Source organism: Croceibacterium mercuriale (assembly GCF_000802385.1).
In the GTDB taxonomy this organism is placed as follows: Bacteria; Pseudomonadota; Alphaproteobacteria; order Sphingomonadales; family Sphingomonadaceae; genus Croceibacterium; species Croceibacterium mercuriale.
On record NZ_JTDN01000002.1, the window covers coordinates 92,373 to 107,020 of the forward strand.

General features: G+C 70.1%; 13 protein-coding genes. 7 read left to right on the forward strand and 6 right to left on the reverse strand.

The features are described from left to right. Window positions 1-48: 48 nt before the first annotated feature. On the forward strand, window positions 49-1,029 hold the full coding sequence (locus PK98_RS10070) for a glycerophosphodiester phosphodiesterase family protein (protein WP_235425483.1): 981 nt from the start codon (window positions 49-51) through the stop codon (window positions 1,027-1,029). Window positions 1,030-1,113: 84 nt separating this feature from the next. Further along, entirely contained in the window at window positions 1,114-2,196 is a 1,083-nt protein-coding gene (locus PK98_RS10075) for an NAD(P)H-dependent flavin oxidoreductase (protein WP_039096783.1), read from the forward strand. A gap of 63 nt (window positions 2,197-2,259) precedes the next feature. Here the strand turns inward: PK98_RS10075 and nadA are convergent, their stop codons facing one another. The 5 genes from nadA to PK98_RS10100 all read right to left on the reverse strand — a co-directional run bounded on the left by nadA (window position 2,260) and on the right by PK98_RS10100 (window position 5,991). Then, on the reverse strand, window positions 2,260-3,261 hold the full coding sequence (nadA, locus tag PK98_RS10080; RefSeq protein ID WP_200885027.1) for a quinolinate synthase NadA: 1,002 nt from the start codon (window positions 3,259-3,261) through the stop codon (window positions 2,260-2,262). Window positions 3,262-3,312: 51 nt separating this feature from the next. Further along, the gene (locus PK98_RS10085) at window positions 3,313-4,104 is read right to left on the reverse strand and encodes a hypothetical protein (RefSeq protein WP_052208495.1); all 792 of its coding nucleotides are present in this window, start codon (window positions 4,102-4,104) and stop codon (window positions 3,313-3,315) included. Window positions 4,105-4,217: 113 nt separating this feature from the next. Further along, window positions 4,218-4,943: a DUF4230 domain-containing protein gene (locus PK98_RS10090; protein ID WP_052208496.1), complete on the reverse strand. Its 726-nt coding sequence runs from the start codon at window positions 4,941-4,943 to the stop codon at window positions 4,218-4,220. Continuing rightward, entirely contained in the window at window positions 4,925-5,797 is an 873-nt protein-coding gene (locus tag PK98_RS10095) for an MBL fold metallo-hydrolase (RefSeq protein WP_039096785.1), read from the reverse strand. The genes PK98_RS10090 and PK98_RS10095 overlap by 19 nt, the downstream gene beginning before the upstream one ends. Beyond that, window positions 5,797-5,991: a YdcH family protein gene (locus tag PK98_RS10100; RefSeq protein ID WP_039097525.1), complete on the reverse strand. Its 195-nt coding sequence runs from the start codon at window positions 5,989-5,991 to the stop codon at window positions 5,797-5,799. Before PK98_RS10100 ends, PK98_RS10095 begins: the two co-directional genes overlap by 1 nt. Window positions 5,992-6,182: 191 nt before the next feature. Here PK98_RS10100 and PK98_RS16390 point away from each other — a divergent pair, with 191 nt between their 5' ends. The 5 genes from PK98_RS16390 to tilS all read left to right on the forward strand — a co-directional run bounded on the left by PK98_RS16390 (window position 6,183) and on the right by tilS (window position 11,820). Further along, complete coding sequence (locus PK98_RS16390) at window positions 6,183-6,338, forward strand: YdcH family protein (protein WP_081996186.1); 156 nt, start codon at window positions 6,183-6,185, stop codon at window positions 6,336-6,338. Window positions 6,339-6,550: 212 nt separating this feature from the next. Continuing rightward, on the forward strand, window positions 6,551-8,824 hold the full coding sequence (gene ptsP, locus PK98_RS10105) for a phosphoenolpyruvate--protein phosphotransferase (protein ID WP_039096787.1): 2,274 nt from the start codon (window positions 6,551-6,553) through the stop codon (window positions 8,822-8,824). A 130-nt stretch (window positions 8,825-8,954) separates the two neighbouring features. Then, window positions 8,955-9,854, forward strand: coding sequence for a helix-turn-helix domain-containing protein (locus PK98_RS10110; protein ID WP_235425484.1), 900 nt, complete (start codon window positions 8,955-8,957; stop codon window positions 9,852-9,854). A gap of 81 nt (window positions 9,855-9,935) precedes the next feature. Beyond that, the gene (locus PK98_RS10115; protein ID WP_039096788.1) at window positions 9,936-10,883 is read left to right on the forward strand and encodes a tetratricopeptide repeat protein; all 948 of its coding nucleotides are present in this window, start codon (window positions 9,936-9,938) and stop codon (window positions 10,881-10,883) included. Beyond that, entirely contained in the window at window positions 10,846-11,820 is a 975-nt protein-coding gene (gene tilS, locus PK98_RS10120) for a tRNA lysidine(34) synthetase TilS (RefSeq protein ID WP_039096790.1), read from the forward strand. The genes PK98_RS10115 and tilS overlap by 38 nt, the downstream gene beginning before the upstream one ends. A gap of 11 nt (window positions 11,821-11,831) precedes the next feature. Here the strand turns inward: tilS and PK98_RS10125 are convergent, their stop codons facing one another. Beyond that, window positions 11,832-14,624 carry a phosphoenolpyruvate carboxylase gene (locus PK98_RS10125; protein WP_039096792.1) on the reverse strand — a complete coding sequence of 931 codons (2,793 nt, stop codon included), beginning with the start codon at window positions 14,622-14,624 and terminating at the stop codon, window positions 11,832-11,834. Window positions 14,625-14,648: the final 24 nt, after the last annotated feature.

Consider the following 14,648-nt stretch of genomic DNA (forward strand, 5'->3'; position numbering starts at 1 on the left):
GTCCTGGCTGCAAGTCCCCTTCTGCCCGGCGCCGCGCAGGCACAAGGCATGGCAGCAACACCGCTGGTCATCGCCCATCGCGGCGCCAGCGGCGAACGGCCGGAGCACACGCTGGCCGCCTATGACCGCGCGATCGATGCCGGCGCCGACTTCATCGAACCCGACCTGGTGGTCACGCGCGACGGCGTGCTGGTCGCCCGGCACGAGAACGAGATCGGCGGCACGACCGACGTGGCCGAGCGGGCGGAGTTCGCGGATCGCCGCACCACCAAGGTGATCGACGGCGCGGCGCTGACCGGCTGGTTCGTCGAGGATTTCACCCTCGCGGAGCTGCGCACCCTGCGCGCGCGCGAGCGGATCCCGCAGCTGCGCCCGGCCAATGTGCGGTTCGACGGGCTGTACCAGGTGCCCACCTTGGCCGAGATCATCGCCCTCGTCCGCGCGCGCGAGGCGGAGACCGGGCGCACGATCGGCCTGGTGCCGGAGATCAAGCATCCGACCTTCCTGCTGACGCAGGGGCATGACATCGCGGCGCTGGCTGCGGCGGAGCTGGCCGCCGCCGGCTATGTCGATGCCGAAGACGCCGCGCTGATCCAGTGTTTCGAGGTCGGCCCGATCGCGCGGCTGGACGGATTGACCGGTCTGCGACTGGTGCAGCTGGTCAGCGCCGAGGGCGCACCCGCCGACCGGCCCGACCTGCCCTATGCCGCGATGCTGACGGCGGGCGGACTGACCGAGATGGCGCGCCATGCCGACGTGCTGGGCGGCGAGCTGTCGCTGCTGCTGCAACCCGACGGCACCCCTGCCCCGCTGGTAGCCGCCGCCCATGCGGCGGGCCTGGCGGTACATGGCTGGACCCTGCGGCGGGAGAACCAGTTCCTGCCGCCCGCCTTGCGCCGGGGCGACGATCCGGCGGCGCCGGGTGATCTTGCCGCGCGGTGGGCGATGCTGGCGAAGGCGGGCGTGGATGCGGTGTTCACCGACAATCCGGCGGACGCGGTGCAGGCGCGGGCGGCAGGAGGCGGGTAGCGGCCTGGTCTGCCCGCGGAACAGCCTTTTACGTGAGGGGCCGACCAGCCCATAAGGTGCCGTCGTCACCAGGGGGTCGAAGCCATGTCCATCGTTGATCGCTTCCGGCTCACGGTGCCGTTGATCCAGGCGCCCATGGCCGGCGTGTCGACTCCAGCGCTGGCGGCGGCGGTCTCGGATGCGGGGGCCCTGGGGTCGATCGGGGTCGGGGCCACGGATGCGGCCGGTGCGCGCGCCATGATCGAGGAGGTGCGCAGACGGACAAGCCGACCGTTCAATGTGAACCTGTTCGTCCATGCAACGCCCACGGCGGATGCCGCCCGCGAAGCCGCCTGGCTGGAACAGCTCGCGCCCGTATTCGCCAGCTTCGGCGCGGAGCCGCCGGCGGTGCTGCGGACCATCTACCGCAGCTTTGCCGACGATCCCGCCATGTTGCAGATGCTGCTTGATCTGGCGCCGCCGGTCGTCAGCTTCCACTTCGGCCTGCCTTCGGGCGATGTCCTGTCGGCGCTGCGTTCGCGCGGGATCTACCTGATGGCCACCGCCACCAGCCTGGAAGAAGCCGCCGCCATCAAGCAGGCGGGGATCGACGCGATCGTGGCGCAGGGGATCGAGGCCGGCGGACATCGCGGGGTGTTCGATCCCCATGCGCCGGACGATGCCCTGACCACGCAGGTGCTGACCCGATTGCTGGTACGGGACACCGGCATGCCGGTCATCGCTGCCGGCGGCATGATGGACGGGGCCGGCATCGCGGCCGCGCTGGACCTGGGCGCAGTTGCGGCCCAGCTCGGGACGGCGTTCGTGCCCTGCCCGGAATCAGCCGCGGACGGATCCTATCGGGCCGCACTCACCGGGCCGGGTGGTCGCCACACGGTGCTGACCGCGGCCATTTCGGGGCGACCGGCACGTGCCCTCGCCAACCGGTTCACGGCGCTGGACCGGAAGATCCGGGACCATCGGCCGCCCGACTACCCCATCGCCTATGACGCAGGAAAGGCGCTGCATGCTGCGGCCAGGGCACAGGGCGAGCATGGGTACGGGGCACAATGGGCCGGTCAGGGTGCGCCGCTGGCGCGGCCGATGCCGGCTGCGGAGCTGGTGCGGACGCTGCGGGAAGAACTCGAACAGTGCCGGCGGGCGCCCGGGTCTGTGGCTGACGCCTGACCGAGGGCAGGCAGCTCGCCACGACGGGGTTCGGAACGCAGCGGCCGGCGCCGCGCCGGCCGGTTACGGCAGCGGCACGCCCATGCGGCCCAGATCACCCAGGCCGATCGTGCCGCTGGCCATGTCGAGCATGCGGTCGAGGCTGCGCTTCGCCTTGATCCGCAGGCCTTCCTCGATCTCCACCCGCGGCGTCAGGTCGCGCAGGCAGAGGTAGAGCTTCTCCAGATTGTTGAGCGCCATGTAGGGGCAGATGTTGCAGTTGCAGTTGCCGTCCGCCCCCGGCGCGCCGATGAAGGTCTTGTGCGGCAGCGCCTTCTGCATCTGGTGGATGATGTGCGGCTCCGTCGCCACGATCAGCGTGTCGCCGGCGAAGGTCTTGGCATATTGCAGGATCGCACTGGTCGAACCCACGATGTCGGCATGGTCGACGATGTGCGGCGGACATTCCGGGTGTGCCGCGACGGGCGCGTCCGGGTGCTGCTCCTTCAGCTTCAGCAGCTCCCGCTCGCTGAAGGCCTCGTGCACGATGCACACACCCGGCCACAGCAGCATCTCGCGGTCGAACTTGCGGTTGAGGTATCCGCCCAGGTGCCGGTCGGGCCCGAAGATCACCGGCTGGTCACGCGGGATCTGCGACAGGATCGTCTCCGCACTGGAAGAGGTGACGATGATGTCGGACAGCGCCTTCACCTCTGTCGAGCAGTTGATGTAGGTCAGCGCGATGTGGTCCGGATGCTGCGCGCGGAAGGCGGCGAACTTTTCCGGCGGACAGGAATCCTCCAGGCTGCAGCCGGCTTCCATGTCGGGCAGTACCACGATCTTGTCGGGGGATAGGATCTTGGCGGTTTCCGCCATGAACTTGACCCCGCAGAATGCGATCACCTCGGCATCGGTGTCCGCCGCCTTGCGGCTCAGCTCCAGCGAATCGCCGACGAAATCGGCCAGGTCCTGCAGCTCCGGCTTCTGGTAGTAATGCGCCAGGATCACGGCGTTGCGCTCCTTGCGCAGGCGGTCGATCTCGGCGCGCAAATCGGTGCCGGTGGGCATGGGGGTCAGGAGGCTCATGCCCGGCAGATAGGGTGCGCGGGCACGGGCGGCAATGCGGCTTGGCCGTGCTCAGGGCGCGACGGGGAACGGCGGCGGCGGATAGTCGTCCGCGGCCATCGCCGCGCCGGGCGTGCCGGCGGTCACCTGCGCGTGCAGGCCGGCGGCCCATGCGCTGCGGCCGATCGTCACGACACCCAGCTGCATCAGCATCAGCGCCACCAGGCCGACCAGCCATGCGGGATGCACCCGCCCCCGCCTGATCCGGTCGCGCGCCGCGCCGATCAGGGGAAAGGCGATCATCGCCACGAAGATCGCCCAGACCATCGAATACATGAACAGGGGTGCGGGCAGCAGGCGACCGAAGGCAGGCCCCATGATCGCGGCCATGGCGCACAGGATCAGCCGGGGATGCCACAGCCGGTCGCGCCGCCGCACGAAGCCGGCGATCAGCAGGCCGGCGAACACCAGCACGCTCAGCGGGTTGAGCACCAGGAACTGCGCCGGCGTGAAGAAGAACGGCACGAAGCCACGCTGCACCGAGAAGATCGTCGTCGTCGTGCCGACCACCACCATCACCAGCGCCCAGCCCACCGCCAGCCAGCCGAGCGGCCGGTGCAGCGTCACGCGCCCGCTCGCCGCCAGCCAGGCCTGCGTCACGAACAGCACCACCCAGCCCATGAACAGCACCGCATGGGCATGGATGTATAGCGGTGCGCGGAAGCTGGACATGCCCATCGCCGCGAAGAACGAGAAGGCGGTGACGTTGATCGCGGCCATGGCGATGGCCATGCCCAGGAAGAAGGATGTATCTGTCGCCCAGGCAGGGCGCCGGTGCACGGGATCGGATGACAGGGTAGCCATGGTCGCATCCTTGCCAGAGAGTGACAGTGTGCGACCGGTGCGCGTCCATCCCCCCACAGGCAGCGCGCTTCCGGCAGGTATGCTACAGCATTGTTCGCAGTCTCACCAGTGGCTCAGTTGGCGGGCGCGGGGGCTGCCGGAGCCGGGGCTGGTGCCGGGGCTTCGCCGTCGAACCGGACGTTCACCGTGACATTGCCGAAGCCGGCGACCTGCAGCGGGATGGCCAGGTTCTGGCGGATGGCATCCTTGGCGGCACCGCGGGCCAGGGTCAGCAGCACCGGATTGGCCGCCTGCTCCACCGCCTGCCGTTCGGCGAGGGCGGTGTTCTTGCGGGTGAGTTCATCCTGCGCGGTGCGGGTGATCCACAGCCCTTCGCGCAGATATTGCGCGCGGCCCTCGTCAAGGTTGGGCCGGCCGATGGTCAGCGCGGGCAGCTGCACGTCCAGCGTGTCGCTGGCGTCGTTCCAGCTCATGCGCTTGCGGTCCATGGCGGACAGGTCCAGCGTGTAGTCGACCCGTGCCGGGATCACCGCCACTTGCCGGCTGCGCAGCGCGCCGAACAGGCGGCTGTCCTCGCTCGCCACCACGGGCGAGAGTTGGGCGGAGAACACGGTCAGCCGGTTCTGCTTCTCAAACGCGACCAGGCTGGTGGCCAGGGGATCGCCATTGTCCTGCGGCCCGAAGGCGCGCCAGCCCAGCCACACTGCCAGCGCCAGCACCATGATGAACAGCAGCCACGGCAGGGCCTGCACTCGCGCCAGCGAGTGCTGCCGCTGAACAGGCGGGTGAAGGTCCGCGCCTGAGCGCGTGGCGGTATCCGTTAGGGGGCGATGATCCATGATGGTCCTGAACGGCCCACCAGCCCGCGCCGTTCCAGATCGACGAGATGCGCCCACACCGATTGCTGCGCGGCCCCGATCAGGGCGGGCGCGAGGCCGCGATACATCTGTTCCACCAGCGCCGGCAGCTCGGCCGTATCCTCCGCCAGCAGCCGCAGGATCTGCGCCTCCCGCTGCCGGCGATGGCCGATCATGCCGCGCACCAGCTGGCGCGGCCGGGTCACCGCCGGGCCGTGGGCGGGATAGTAGATGCGATCCTCCCGATCGTGCAGACGTTCCAGGCTGGCGAGGTAATCGGCCATGTCACCGTCGGGCGGGGCGACGACGCTGGTGGCCCAGCCCATCACATGGTCGCCGGTGAACAGGATGCCCGTGCCCTCCAGCGCGAAGCACAAATGGTTTGAGGCATGGCCGGGCGTGGCGATCGCCGTCAGCGTCCAGCCTGGGCCGGCCAGCGCCTCCCCGTCCGCCAGCACGCGATCGGGCGTGTAGTCGAGGTCGAACGGCGCATCCGTCACCGCGTCCCCGCCGCTGGTACGCAGGGGCGCGCAGCCGATCACCGGCGCACCCGTTGCAGCGGCGAGCGGCGCGGCGGCCGGCGAATGGTCGCGGTGCGTGTGGGTGCAGAGGATCGCCACCACCGGGGCCGGGCCGATGGCGCGCAGCAGCGCATCAAGATGGGCCGCATCGTCGGGTCCCGGATCGATCACCGCCAGTCCGCGCCCGTCACCCACCAGGAAGGTCTGCGTGCCGGTATAGGTCCAGGCGGAACCGTTGGGGGCCAGCACGCGGCGCACCAGCGGCTCCACCTGCTCGACCAGGCCGACGGGCCAGGGCTTCGGGAGCAGCGCCATCAGGCGATGATGTCGGGGATCAGGTAATCGTCGATGATCGCGATCTGGTCGCGCAGCTTCAGCTTCTTGCGCTTAAGCCGGGCGATCTGCAGCTGATCGCCGCCGGTGCTGCTCAGCGCGTCGATCGCCGCATCCAGGTCGCGATGCTCGATCTTCAGCGCCACCAGCCTGCGCTGCAATTCCTCCTCGTTCACCGCAGTCCCTTCATCGCGCCCGCGCGGCATGGTCCGTCCCGACCCACGGCCATTCTGCCGCACAGCCGGTTTGCCGCCCTACGATTATTGTGTTTTGATGACAATCGCGCGGCTGGGATGTTGCAGTCCTGAGTCGCGCCGCCATCGGGGCCCCCTGCCCATGGCGTTCAACAGCGAAAGGAGAACCCTTGATGGAATCTTCGCACGTCATCGCACTACAGGCCAAGCATGACGGGTTGGAGCAGCAGCTCCATGCCGAGATGAACCGCCCCGAACCCGACAGCGCGATGATCCAGACGCTGAAGCGGCAGAAGCTGAAGATCAAGGAAGCCATCGCGCATTCATGATCGTACCCCCGCCGAACTGAAAGGCACGCTGCCTTCCGCGACGGCGCAGGCGCCCGGTCGACCGAACCGGCCCGGCACCATCGCGGAGGGCCACTCCCCGCCGGGCTGCCCGGCCCGAACTTAGCCAGCAAAGTAGTGGCGTAAACTTTCCTGGCTCTGCCGGGGCCCCGCAACATTCCCAAAGCGTGCGGGATCGTTTAGGCCGATCCACGATGACAGCTACAGCCGCCGCCCGCACGATCCTGACCCGGCTGCACGAGCTGATGGCGTCGCGCCTGCACGCCCAGGGCAAGCTGAACCAGGTGGTCGACATCATCGGCGACTCGCTGGATAGCGAAGTCTGCTCGATCTACCTGCTGCGCGAAGGCATGCTGGAGCTGTTCGCCACCCGCGGCCTGAACCAGAGCGCGGTGCATGTGACCCGGCTGGGCATCGGCGAGGGGCTGACGGGCACCATCGCCCAGAACACGCAGACGCTGAACCTGGCGGAGGCCGCCACCCACCCCGAATTCCAGTATGTGCCGGAAACGGGCGAGGAGAAGTTCCACTCCTTCGCCGGCGTGCCGATCGTGCGGCGCGAACGGGCGATCGGCGTGCTGACGGTGCAGCATGTGGAGCCGCGCCGCTATGTCGAGGTGGAGATCGAGGCGCTGCAGACCGTCGCCATGGTGCTGGCGGAACTGATCACCAATGCCGGTCTGGTGGACGAGGAAAGCCTGGGCGGGCGATCGGCGGCGCAGGTCGGCCAGGAAGTGCTGACCGGGCTGCAGCTGGTAAAGGGGCTGGGCTGCGGCCAGGCGGTATTCCATCAGCCGCGCATCGTGATCGAACAGACGGTGGCCGACGACACGGAGGCCGAACGGCACCGCGTCTACCAGGCGTTCGACAAGATGCGCGAGCAGATCGACCAGATGGCCACCCATGCCGAGTTCGGCGTGGGAGAGGAGCACTGGCATGTCCTCGAAACCTACAAGATGTTCGCCTATGACGAAGGCTGGAGCCGACGCATCAACGAGGCGATCGACAACGGCCTGACGGCGGAGGCCGCGATCGAGCGGGTGCAGCAGCGCACCCGGCAGCGCATGCGCGAGATCCGCGATCCCCTGCTGGCCGAACGGATGCACGATCTGGAGGATCTGGCGAACCGGCTGCTGCGCATCGTGTCCGGCCAGCTGGGCACCGCGGCGCGCACGGGCCTGCGGCAGGACACGATCCTGATCGCCAAGAACCTGGGCCCGGCGGAGCTGCTGGAATATGACAAGCGTCGCCTGAAGGGCGTGGTGCTGGAGGAAGGATCGCTGACCGCCCACGTGGTGATCGTGGCGCGCGCCATGGGCGTGCCGGTGATCGGCCGTGTGCGCAATGCCCGCGCGCTGATGCGCGATGGCGACCAGCTGCTGCTGGATGGCGACAGCGCGCAGGTGATCATCCGCCCCGGACCCGCCGCGCTGGAAGGGTTCGAGGCGCGCCTCGCCCGCAGCCGGGAAAAGCAGGCCGCCTATGCCGCCCAGCGGGACGTCGAACCGATCAGCCGGGATGGCCAGCGGATCGAGGTGATGATGAATGCCGGCCTAGTGGACGACACCCCCATGCTGGGCCTGACGGGCGCCGACGGCATCGGCCTGTTCCGCACCGAGTTCCAGTTCATGGTGGCCGACACCCTGCCCTCGCGCGAGCGGCAGACGCGGCTGTATCGCGACGTGCTGGAAGGCGCAGGACACCGCCCGGTGATCTTCCGCACGGTGGATATCGGCGGCGACAAGGTGCTGCCCTATCTGCGCGACGCGGAACGCGGCGCGGCGGAGGAGAACCCGGCGATGGGCTGGCGCGCGCTGCGCCTGGCGCTGGAACGCAACGGGCTGCTGAAGGTGCAGGCCCGCGCCCTGCTGGAAGCCGCCGCCGGGCGATCCTTGCAGGTCATGTTCCCGATGGTTTCGGAACCGTGGGAGTTCGACGCGGCAAAGGCGGTGTTCGAACAGCAGATCGCGCATTTCAGGCGCCATCGCCACCGCCTGCCAGACGAGATCCTGTATGGCGTGATGCTGGAAGTGCCCTCGCTGGCCGAAACGCTGGACACGCTGCTGCCACGCCTCAGCTTCGTGTCGATCGGCACCAACGACCTGACGCAGTTCCTGTTCGCCGCCGACCGGGCCGATCCGCGCCTTGCCGAACGGTATGACTGGCTGAGCCCCGCCATCCTGCGTTTCCTGCAGCGTGTCGTGGGCACCGTGCGCGGCAGCCCGGTGCGGCTGGGCGTATGCGGCGAGATGGGCGGCCGCCGGCTGGAGGCGCTGGCCCTGCTGGCACTCGGCATCAGGCGCCTGTCGATAACGCCGGCCGCGGTTGGCCCGATCAAGGAGCTGGTCCGCCGGATCGATCTGGCCGAAGCGGGCGAGGCCATGCAGGGCTGGCTGGCCGCACCGCCCGCCGACCTGCGCGGCGTGATGGCCCGGTGGGCCGAGGAACGCGGCATCGAGGTCGATTGACGACAGGCATTAACACGGGCAGCGCCGCCTTGCGGCTTGACTTGCACCGGCTGTTTTCGTCACTTGCCGGCGCAGGCAGCAACCGGACGGACCATAACCGTCCGCATCCAGGATCGGGAATGATGTGGCGATGAACGAACAGCCGGAAGGCACCGCAACCGGCGGCGTCGGGCCCGAGCTGCGCGCGGGACGCGAGGCGCGCGGGCTGTCGCTGGAACAGGTGGCCACCGAAACCCGCATCCCGCAGCGGCATCTGGTCACGATCGAAAGCGGCGCCTTCAACACCCTGCCGGGCAGGACCTATGCCACCGGCTTCGCGCGCTCCTATGCCAAGCTGCTGGGCCTGGACCCGGACATCATCGCGGATCGCGTGCGAGCCGAGATGATCGAGGCGCGCGAACAGGACGGCGCACCGTCCTTCGAACCCGGCGATCCGGCGCGCGTGCCCAGCCGCGGGCTGGCCTGGCTGGCGCTGGCGGCGGTGGTGCTGCTGCTGCTGGGCGGGTTCTTCTTCATGCGCACCCTGTTCGCCCCGGCGGCCGAGCTGCCCAGCCTGGTGGAACAGCAGCAGCGGGAAGACGCCGCCCGCCAGGCTGCGCTGGCCCGGCAGCAGGCAACCGCGCCCGGTGGCCAGCCGGCCGCCGCCGCGCCGGCCGGCCCGGTCGTGTTCACCGCCCTGGAAGCGGGCGTGTGGGTCAAGTTCTACGATGCCGGGGGGCGCCAGCTGATGCAGAAGCAGATGGCGCTGAACGAACAATACCAGGTACCGGCCGATGCGCAGGGGCCGCTGCTGTGGACCGGGCGGCCGGATGCGCTGCGCATCACCATCGGCGGGCGCGAAGTGCCCCGGCTGGCGGAGACGCAGGGCATCATGCGCGATGTGCCGATCACGGCGCAGGCGCTGCTCGCGCGCGGACAGCCTGCGGCAACGGCCACGCCCGGCGCCGCCGTGGCGCCGGCAGCAGGCGCCAGCCCGCCGGCCGGCTTCGTACCGTCCGCGGTCTCGTCGCGGCCAGCGGCAGCACAGTAAGGCGGCGACCGTTCAGCCGCCATTCGGCGGGGACGGCTATCAGCCGGGACACGATTGCAAGGGAAGGAATACATCTTGGCGATGAACAGCCGCACACGGGCAGCGATCGTGCTGGCCCTGCTCGGCACGGCGCTGGTGCCTGCGGGCGCACAGGCGCAGGACGGCACCGACGCACGCCTGCGGCGGCTCGAAAGCGAGCTGCGCGCGGTGCAGCGCGCCGTGTTCCCCGGTGGCGACGGACGCTACTTCACGCCGGAGGTCGATACGTCCACGCCGGCGCCGGGTGCCACGCCCGCCCCGGCCGGACCGGCGCCGACCGCCGTGACCGACATCCTGGTCCGGCTGGACGCGATGGAAACGCAGATGGCCCGCGTCACCGCCCGCAGCGAGGAAACCGCCTACCAGTTGCAGCAGCTGGAACAGCGGCTGCAGGCGATGGAGGCTGCCCCCGCCGCCACCGTGCCCGCCCCCGCCATCGGCGTGATCCCGGCGCCCGGTGCAACCCCGCCCGCCAGCACCCCGACGCCGCCGCCCAGCGCCGCCGCCGCGCCGGCCTCGTCCGGCCAGACGCGGGCCGCCGCGCCCAGCCCGGAACGGGTGGCGGCGGTGCAGGCCATCGCCAAGCCGCAGACCGACGATGCCGGGGATGACGAATACAGCTACGGCTTCCGCCTGTGGCAGGCCGGCTTCTACCCGGAGGCGCAGCAGCAGCTGGCACTGTTCCTGCAGCGCTACCCCAGCCATGCCCGCACCAACTGGGGCCGCAACCTGCTGGGCCGCGCCTATCTCGACAATGGCCAGCCGCGTGAGGCGGCGACGCACTTCTTCGAGAACTACCAGGCGAACAAGCAGGCCGACCGGGCACCCGACAGCCTGCTCTATCTCGCCGAATCGATGATCGCGATCAACGACACCAACCGCGCCTGCATCGCGCTGGCGGAGTTCGGCGACGGCTATCCCGCCCTCGCCACCGGACGCTTGAAGGAGCAGTATGACCGCAACCGCAGCCGGGTCCGCTGCAGCAGCTGAGGCCGGTCTGGCGGCACGCCTTGCCGCCAGTCTCGCCCGGCTGCATCCTGCTTCCGCCGGGCCAATCGGCCTGGCGGTCAGCGGCGGTGCGGACTCGCTGGCGCTGCTGCTGCTGATGCAGGCGGTGCGGCCCGGCAGCTTTGCCGTTGCCACTGTGGATCACGGATTGCGGGCCGAGGCCGCCGCCGAGTGCGCGGCGGTGGAGGAGATTTGCAGCGCCCGTGCGATCCCGTGCGCTGTCCTGCGCGTGACCCCCGCCCCCGGCAATGTGCAGGCCGCGGCGCGTGCGGCGCGCTACGCCGCGCTGGCCGGCTGGGCGGCCCGACATGCCCTCGCCGCGATTGCCACCGCACATCACGCGGACGACCAGGCAGAGACGCTGCTGATGCGGCTGAACCGGGGGAGCGGCCTGCCCGGCCTCGCCGGCGTGCGGGCAGCGGGGCTGGTGCCCGGCTCCACCCTGCCCCTGTTGCGGCCACTGCTCGGCTTCCGGCGGCGGGAGCTGGCAGAGGTGGTGGCACGGCACGACCTGCGCCCGGCAGACGATCCCAGCAATGCCGACCCGCGGTTCGACCGCGTGCGTGTCCGTCAGGCAATCGCGGCGATGGAGTGGCTCGACCCGGTCGCCGTCGCTGCCAGTGCAGGCCATCTCGGGGAAGCGGCGGCCGCGCTCGACTGGGCTGCCGCGCGGGAATGGGACGAACGCATCGAGCAGCTGGACGGAGCGCTCCGCTACCGCCCGCTGGCACCGCGCGCGATCCGCCTGGCGGTGGCCACCCGGGTCATCACCAGCCTGGGACAGACCCCGCGTGGTGGTGATGTGGCCCGCCTGCTGGATCGGCTGGAGGCAGGCGGCAGCGGCAATGTCGCCGGCGTGCTCGCCCGCAGCACCACCGACGGCTGGCTGTTCAGTACCGAGCCGCCCCGCGCCGGCTAGCGCCGCCCCGGTCAGCCATGCGCCCCGAAATGGTTGGCGATGGCGGTGCCGATCCGCAGCGAGAGGGCATAGGCCCGGTCGATCGGCTCGATGAAGTCGCGCCCGATGGAGGCGTAGCCGGCATCGTCGCCCTCCGGATAGTCGGCCGGTTCCGCCAGGTTGAAGTCGGACGGCTTGGGAAAGCTGGTGGGGAAGGCACGCCGCAGCTGCGCCAGCGCCTCGTCCACCCGCAGGGTGAACACCATCTCCAGCACGTCCTCCCGGCTGACATCGTTGGCCCGGCTGAAGGCGGGGATGGACATCACCCGCAGGAACATGTGCTGGAACAGCGCCAGCCGCAGCGCCTGCAGCGCGCCGATCGCGCGGCGCGTGGCCTCCCGCTCCGCGCCGGTGTCGGCGGCTTCTGCCACCGGGGGCAGGGCGAGCTCCAGCTGGTGCAGCTTGACCGCATCGACCCGCAGGCGGCTGGCGAGGCGGCGGAACGTGCCCACCCGGTCATCCTTCACCAGATATTCGGCCAGCGCGGCGCATGGCCCCGTCAGGTGATCTTCCAGCCCGCGATAGGGCCGGCTGGCCCAGTAGGCGGAGTTGAACAGCTCGCCATAGGCGGCCACCGTCTTGATGCTGGCGAGCGCGTTGGCGCTGCGCACCAGCCGCAGGATCTGCGCCGCGCGGGCACTGCCGGCCAGCATCTCCGTCAGATCGGGATCGCTGCCGTCCGCCGCACTGCCGATGCCGGCGATCACGTTCACCGGATAGCCCAGCTGCTGCAGGATGGCATTGTGGGGGATCGCGCGGATCTGCCGCAGCGACATCTCGCGATCGGCGTTGATGTCGCTCTGCCGCCGGCTGACCCGGCTGCCGGTGGGGTTCAGCAGGCCCAGGCCGAAGGCGGTGACCGCGCGGGCGTAGGTCCGGCTTTCCAGATGTTCGTGCTGGTGGTCGCGCACCGCGCGGTAGAAATCGAGCGACAGGTCGGTGCGGCGGTAGAACGGGTCGTCCTCCGCCGCTTCCTCGTCGCCCTCGGCCGGGCGCAACTCGGCCAGGCGGGTCAGCGTGGCCAGCGCCAGTTCGGGCGTGGCGAAGAACAGGTAGCCGTCACCGCCCTGGAAGCTGACCTCCGGCTCCAGCCGGATGCCGGCGGCGGCGAACCGCCCGCGCGCCCAGTGGCTCAGCGGCCAGCTGACCCGGTCCGCCAGCGAAACGGGATGCGCGCCGCGGCCCATGCTCTCGCCATGGGTGTCGAACACCAGCGCGGCGACATCTTCCATGCCGTTGGCGGCCATCGCCGCCGCCAGCCGCCCCTGCAGCCGCTCGATCGCGAGGCTGGCCGGCACCTGGCCCACGAACCGGCCGGCGTCGGAGAAGCCGGTCTGGATCGCCACCCGCCCACGCTGGCGAGCATAGGCGCAGTACTCCTCCTCCTGCAGCAGCGCGTCCAGCAGCCGGCCGCCATGTTCGAGCGCGGTCTCGGTCTCGAACAGGGGGGAGACATCGACCTTGTCGGCGATGCCGAACAGCTTGGCAAAATACAGCGCGGCCAGCACGGTCGCCGGCTCCTCGCATTCGGCCACGAGCATACGGATGGGCGCGTCGGCATCGATGTGGTGCAGGATCTGCACCATGGCCAGGAACTGGCGGATCGCGGTACTGCTCTCGATCGCGAGCGCGGCGAAATTGGCGCGCAACGGCTCCACCGCGGCAATGGCGCGGCGCAGGTGCACGATCGCGCCCTTGCTGGACAGGTCGAGCAGCCCGTCCGGGTCAAGCCGGCGGCGCAGGCCGTTGTGCAGCTGCTTGGCATTCACCCGGAAATGGATCCAGCCCATGCCCAGCCCGTCCGCCCGCATCGCGGCGGCCAGCACCTTCAGCTGCACCGAACGCGCGCCGCCCACCGCGGCCGCCTCGCTCTCCAGCCGGTCTATGCAGGGCTGCAGCGACAGCAGCTTGCGCGGATCGTGCGCGGTCAGGCGGTTGGCGGCCAGCGACAGGGCCGCCGGATCGGTCAGGTCGCCCGCGAAGTCGGCTGCGCGGGCTCCGGCGTAGTCTGCCGCCGGTGCCAGCTCCATCAGCAGCGGATGGCCCGCGTCGATCGCGGCCAGCTGGTCGCGGTAGCGCGCCAGGCGCGCCGCCTTTTCCGCCAGGCGGAAGCCGATGGAGGCCGACCAGGTGATGTCCGTGCGGCCATCCATGTCGTATCCGACCCAGCTGGCGAAGCGGAACGGCAACGGCTTGAAGTCCTGCCAACGGTCCGGCCAGCAGGCCTGCGCATGGGTCAGCAGGCGGGCGGTGATCGTGTCGCGCGCATCCTGCCCGTGGGCCATGGCGGCCATCACCTGGTCGTGCTCGATTCCCAGCGTCACCGGCTTCCGCGTGGAGGGGGCGACGCAGCTGTCGTCCCCGATCGCGCCATCTTGGCTGGCGGCGGCGGCCACGGCCTGCGCCTGGGCCGGGGTCAGCAGGAAGGTGGGATGCGCGGTGAACACGGCGTGCAGCTGCGGCTGCTCCCATTGCGCGCAGAAGGCTGCGAAGTCGTCCTGCTCCAGACTGTCGGCCAGTGCCTTGTCGTTGGTGGCCGGTGACACTGGCGCGACCAGCTGGCGCAGCCGTTCCGCCCGGCGGAGCAGCGCGGCGCATTCCAGTTCGCCGACCAGCGCGTCGCAATCATCCAGCGACAACCCGTCGCCTTCCAGCAACCGTGACAGGTCCAGCGACAGCTGGAACACCGGATTGAACAGGGGCGTTTCCGCCGTGCGCCCGTGCAGTTCCTGCAATCGTGCGGTCAGCGCGCCAACTGTCTTCATCCGATGTTCCTTTCGTCAGTCACC

Coding starts and splice junctions, on each gene's coding strand:
- PK98_RS10090 (WP_052208496.1), bottom strand. CDS start 4,943: ATGGATCATCGCCCCCTAACGGATACCGCCACGCGCTCAGGCGCGGAC.
- ptsP (WP_039096787.1), top strand. CDS start 6,551: ATGACAGCTACAGCCGCCGCCCGCACGATCCTGACCCGGCTGCACGAG.
- PK98_RS10110 (WP_235425484.1), top strand. CDS start 8,955: ATGAACGAACAGCCGGAAGGCACCGCAACCGGCGGCGTCGGGCCCGAG.
- PK98_RS10075 (WP_039096783.1), top strand. CDS start 1,114: ATGTCCATCGTTGATCGCTTCCGGCTCACGGTGCCGTTGATCCAGGCG.
- nadA (WP_200885027.1), bottom strand. CDS start 3,261: ATGAGCCTCCTGACCCCCATGCCCACCGGCACCGATTTGCGCGCCGAG.
- PK98_RS10085 (WP_052208495.1), bottom strand. CDS start 4,104: ATGGCTACCCTGTCATCCGATCCCGTGCACCGGCGCCCTGCCTGGGCG.
- tilS (WP_039096790.1), top strand. CDS start 10,846: ATGACCGCAACCGCAGCCGGGTCCGCTGCAGCAGCTGAGGCCGGTCTG.
- PK98_RS10125 (WP_039096792.1), bottom strand. CDS start 14,624: ATGAAGACAGTTGGCGCGCTGACCGCACGATTGCAGGAACTGCACGGG.
- PK98_RS10070 (WP_235425483.1), top strand. CDS start 49: ATGGCAGCAACACCGCTGGTCATCGCCCATCGCGGCGCCAGCGGCGAA.
- PK98_RS10115 (WP_039096788.1), top strand. CDS start 9,936: ATGAACAGCCGCACACGGGCAGCGATCGTGCTGGCCCTGCTCGGCACG.
- PK98_RS16390 (WP_081996186.1), top strand. CDS start 6,183: ATGGAATCTTCGCACGTCATCGCACTACAGGCCAAGCATGACGGGTTG.
- PK98_RS10095 (WP_039096785.1), bottom strand. CDS start 5,797: ATGGCGCTGCTCCCGAAGCCCTGGCCCGTCGGCCTGGTCGAGCAGGTG.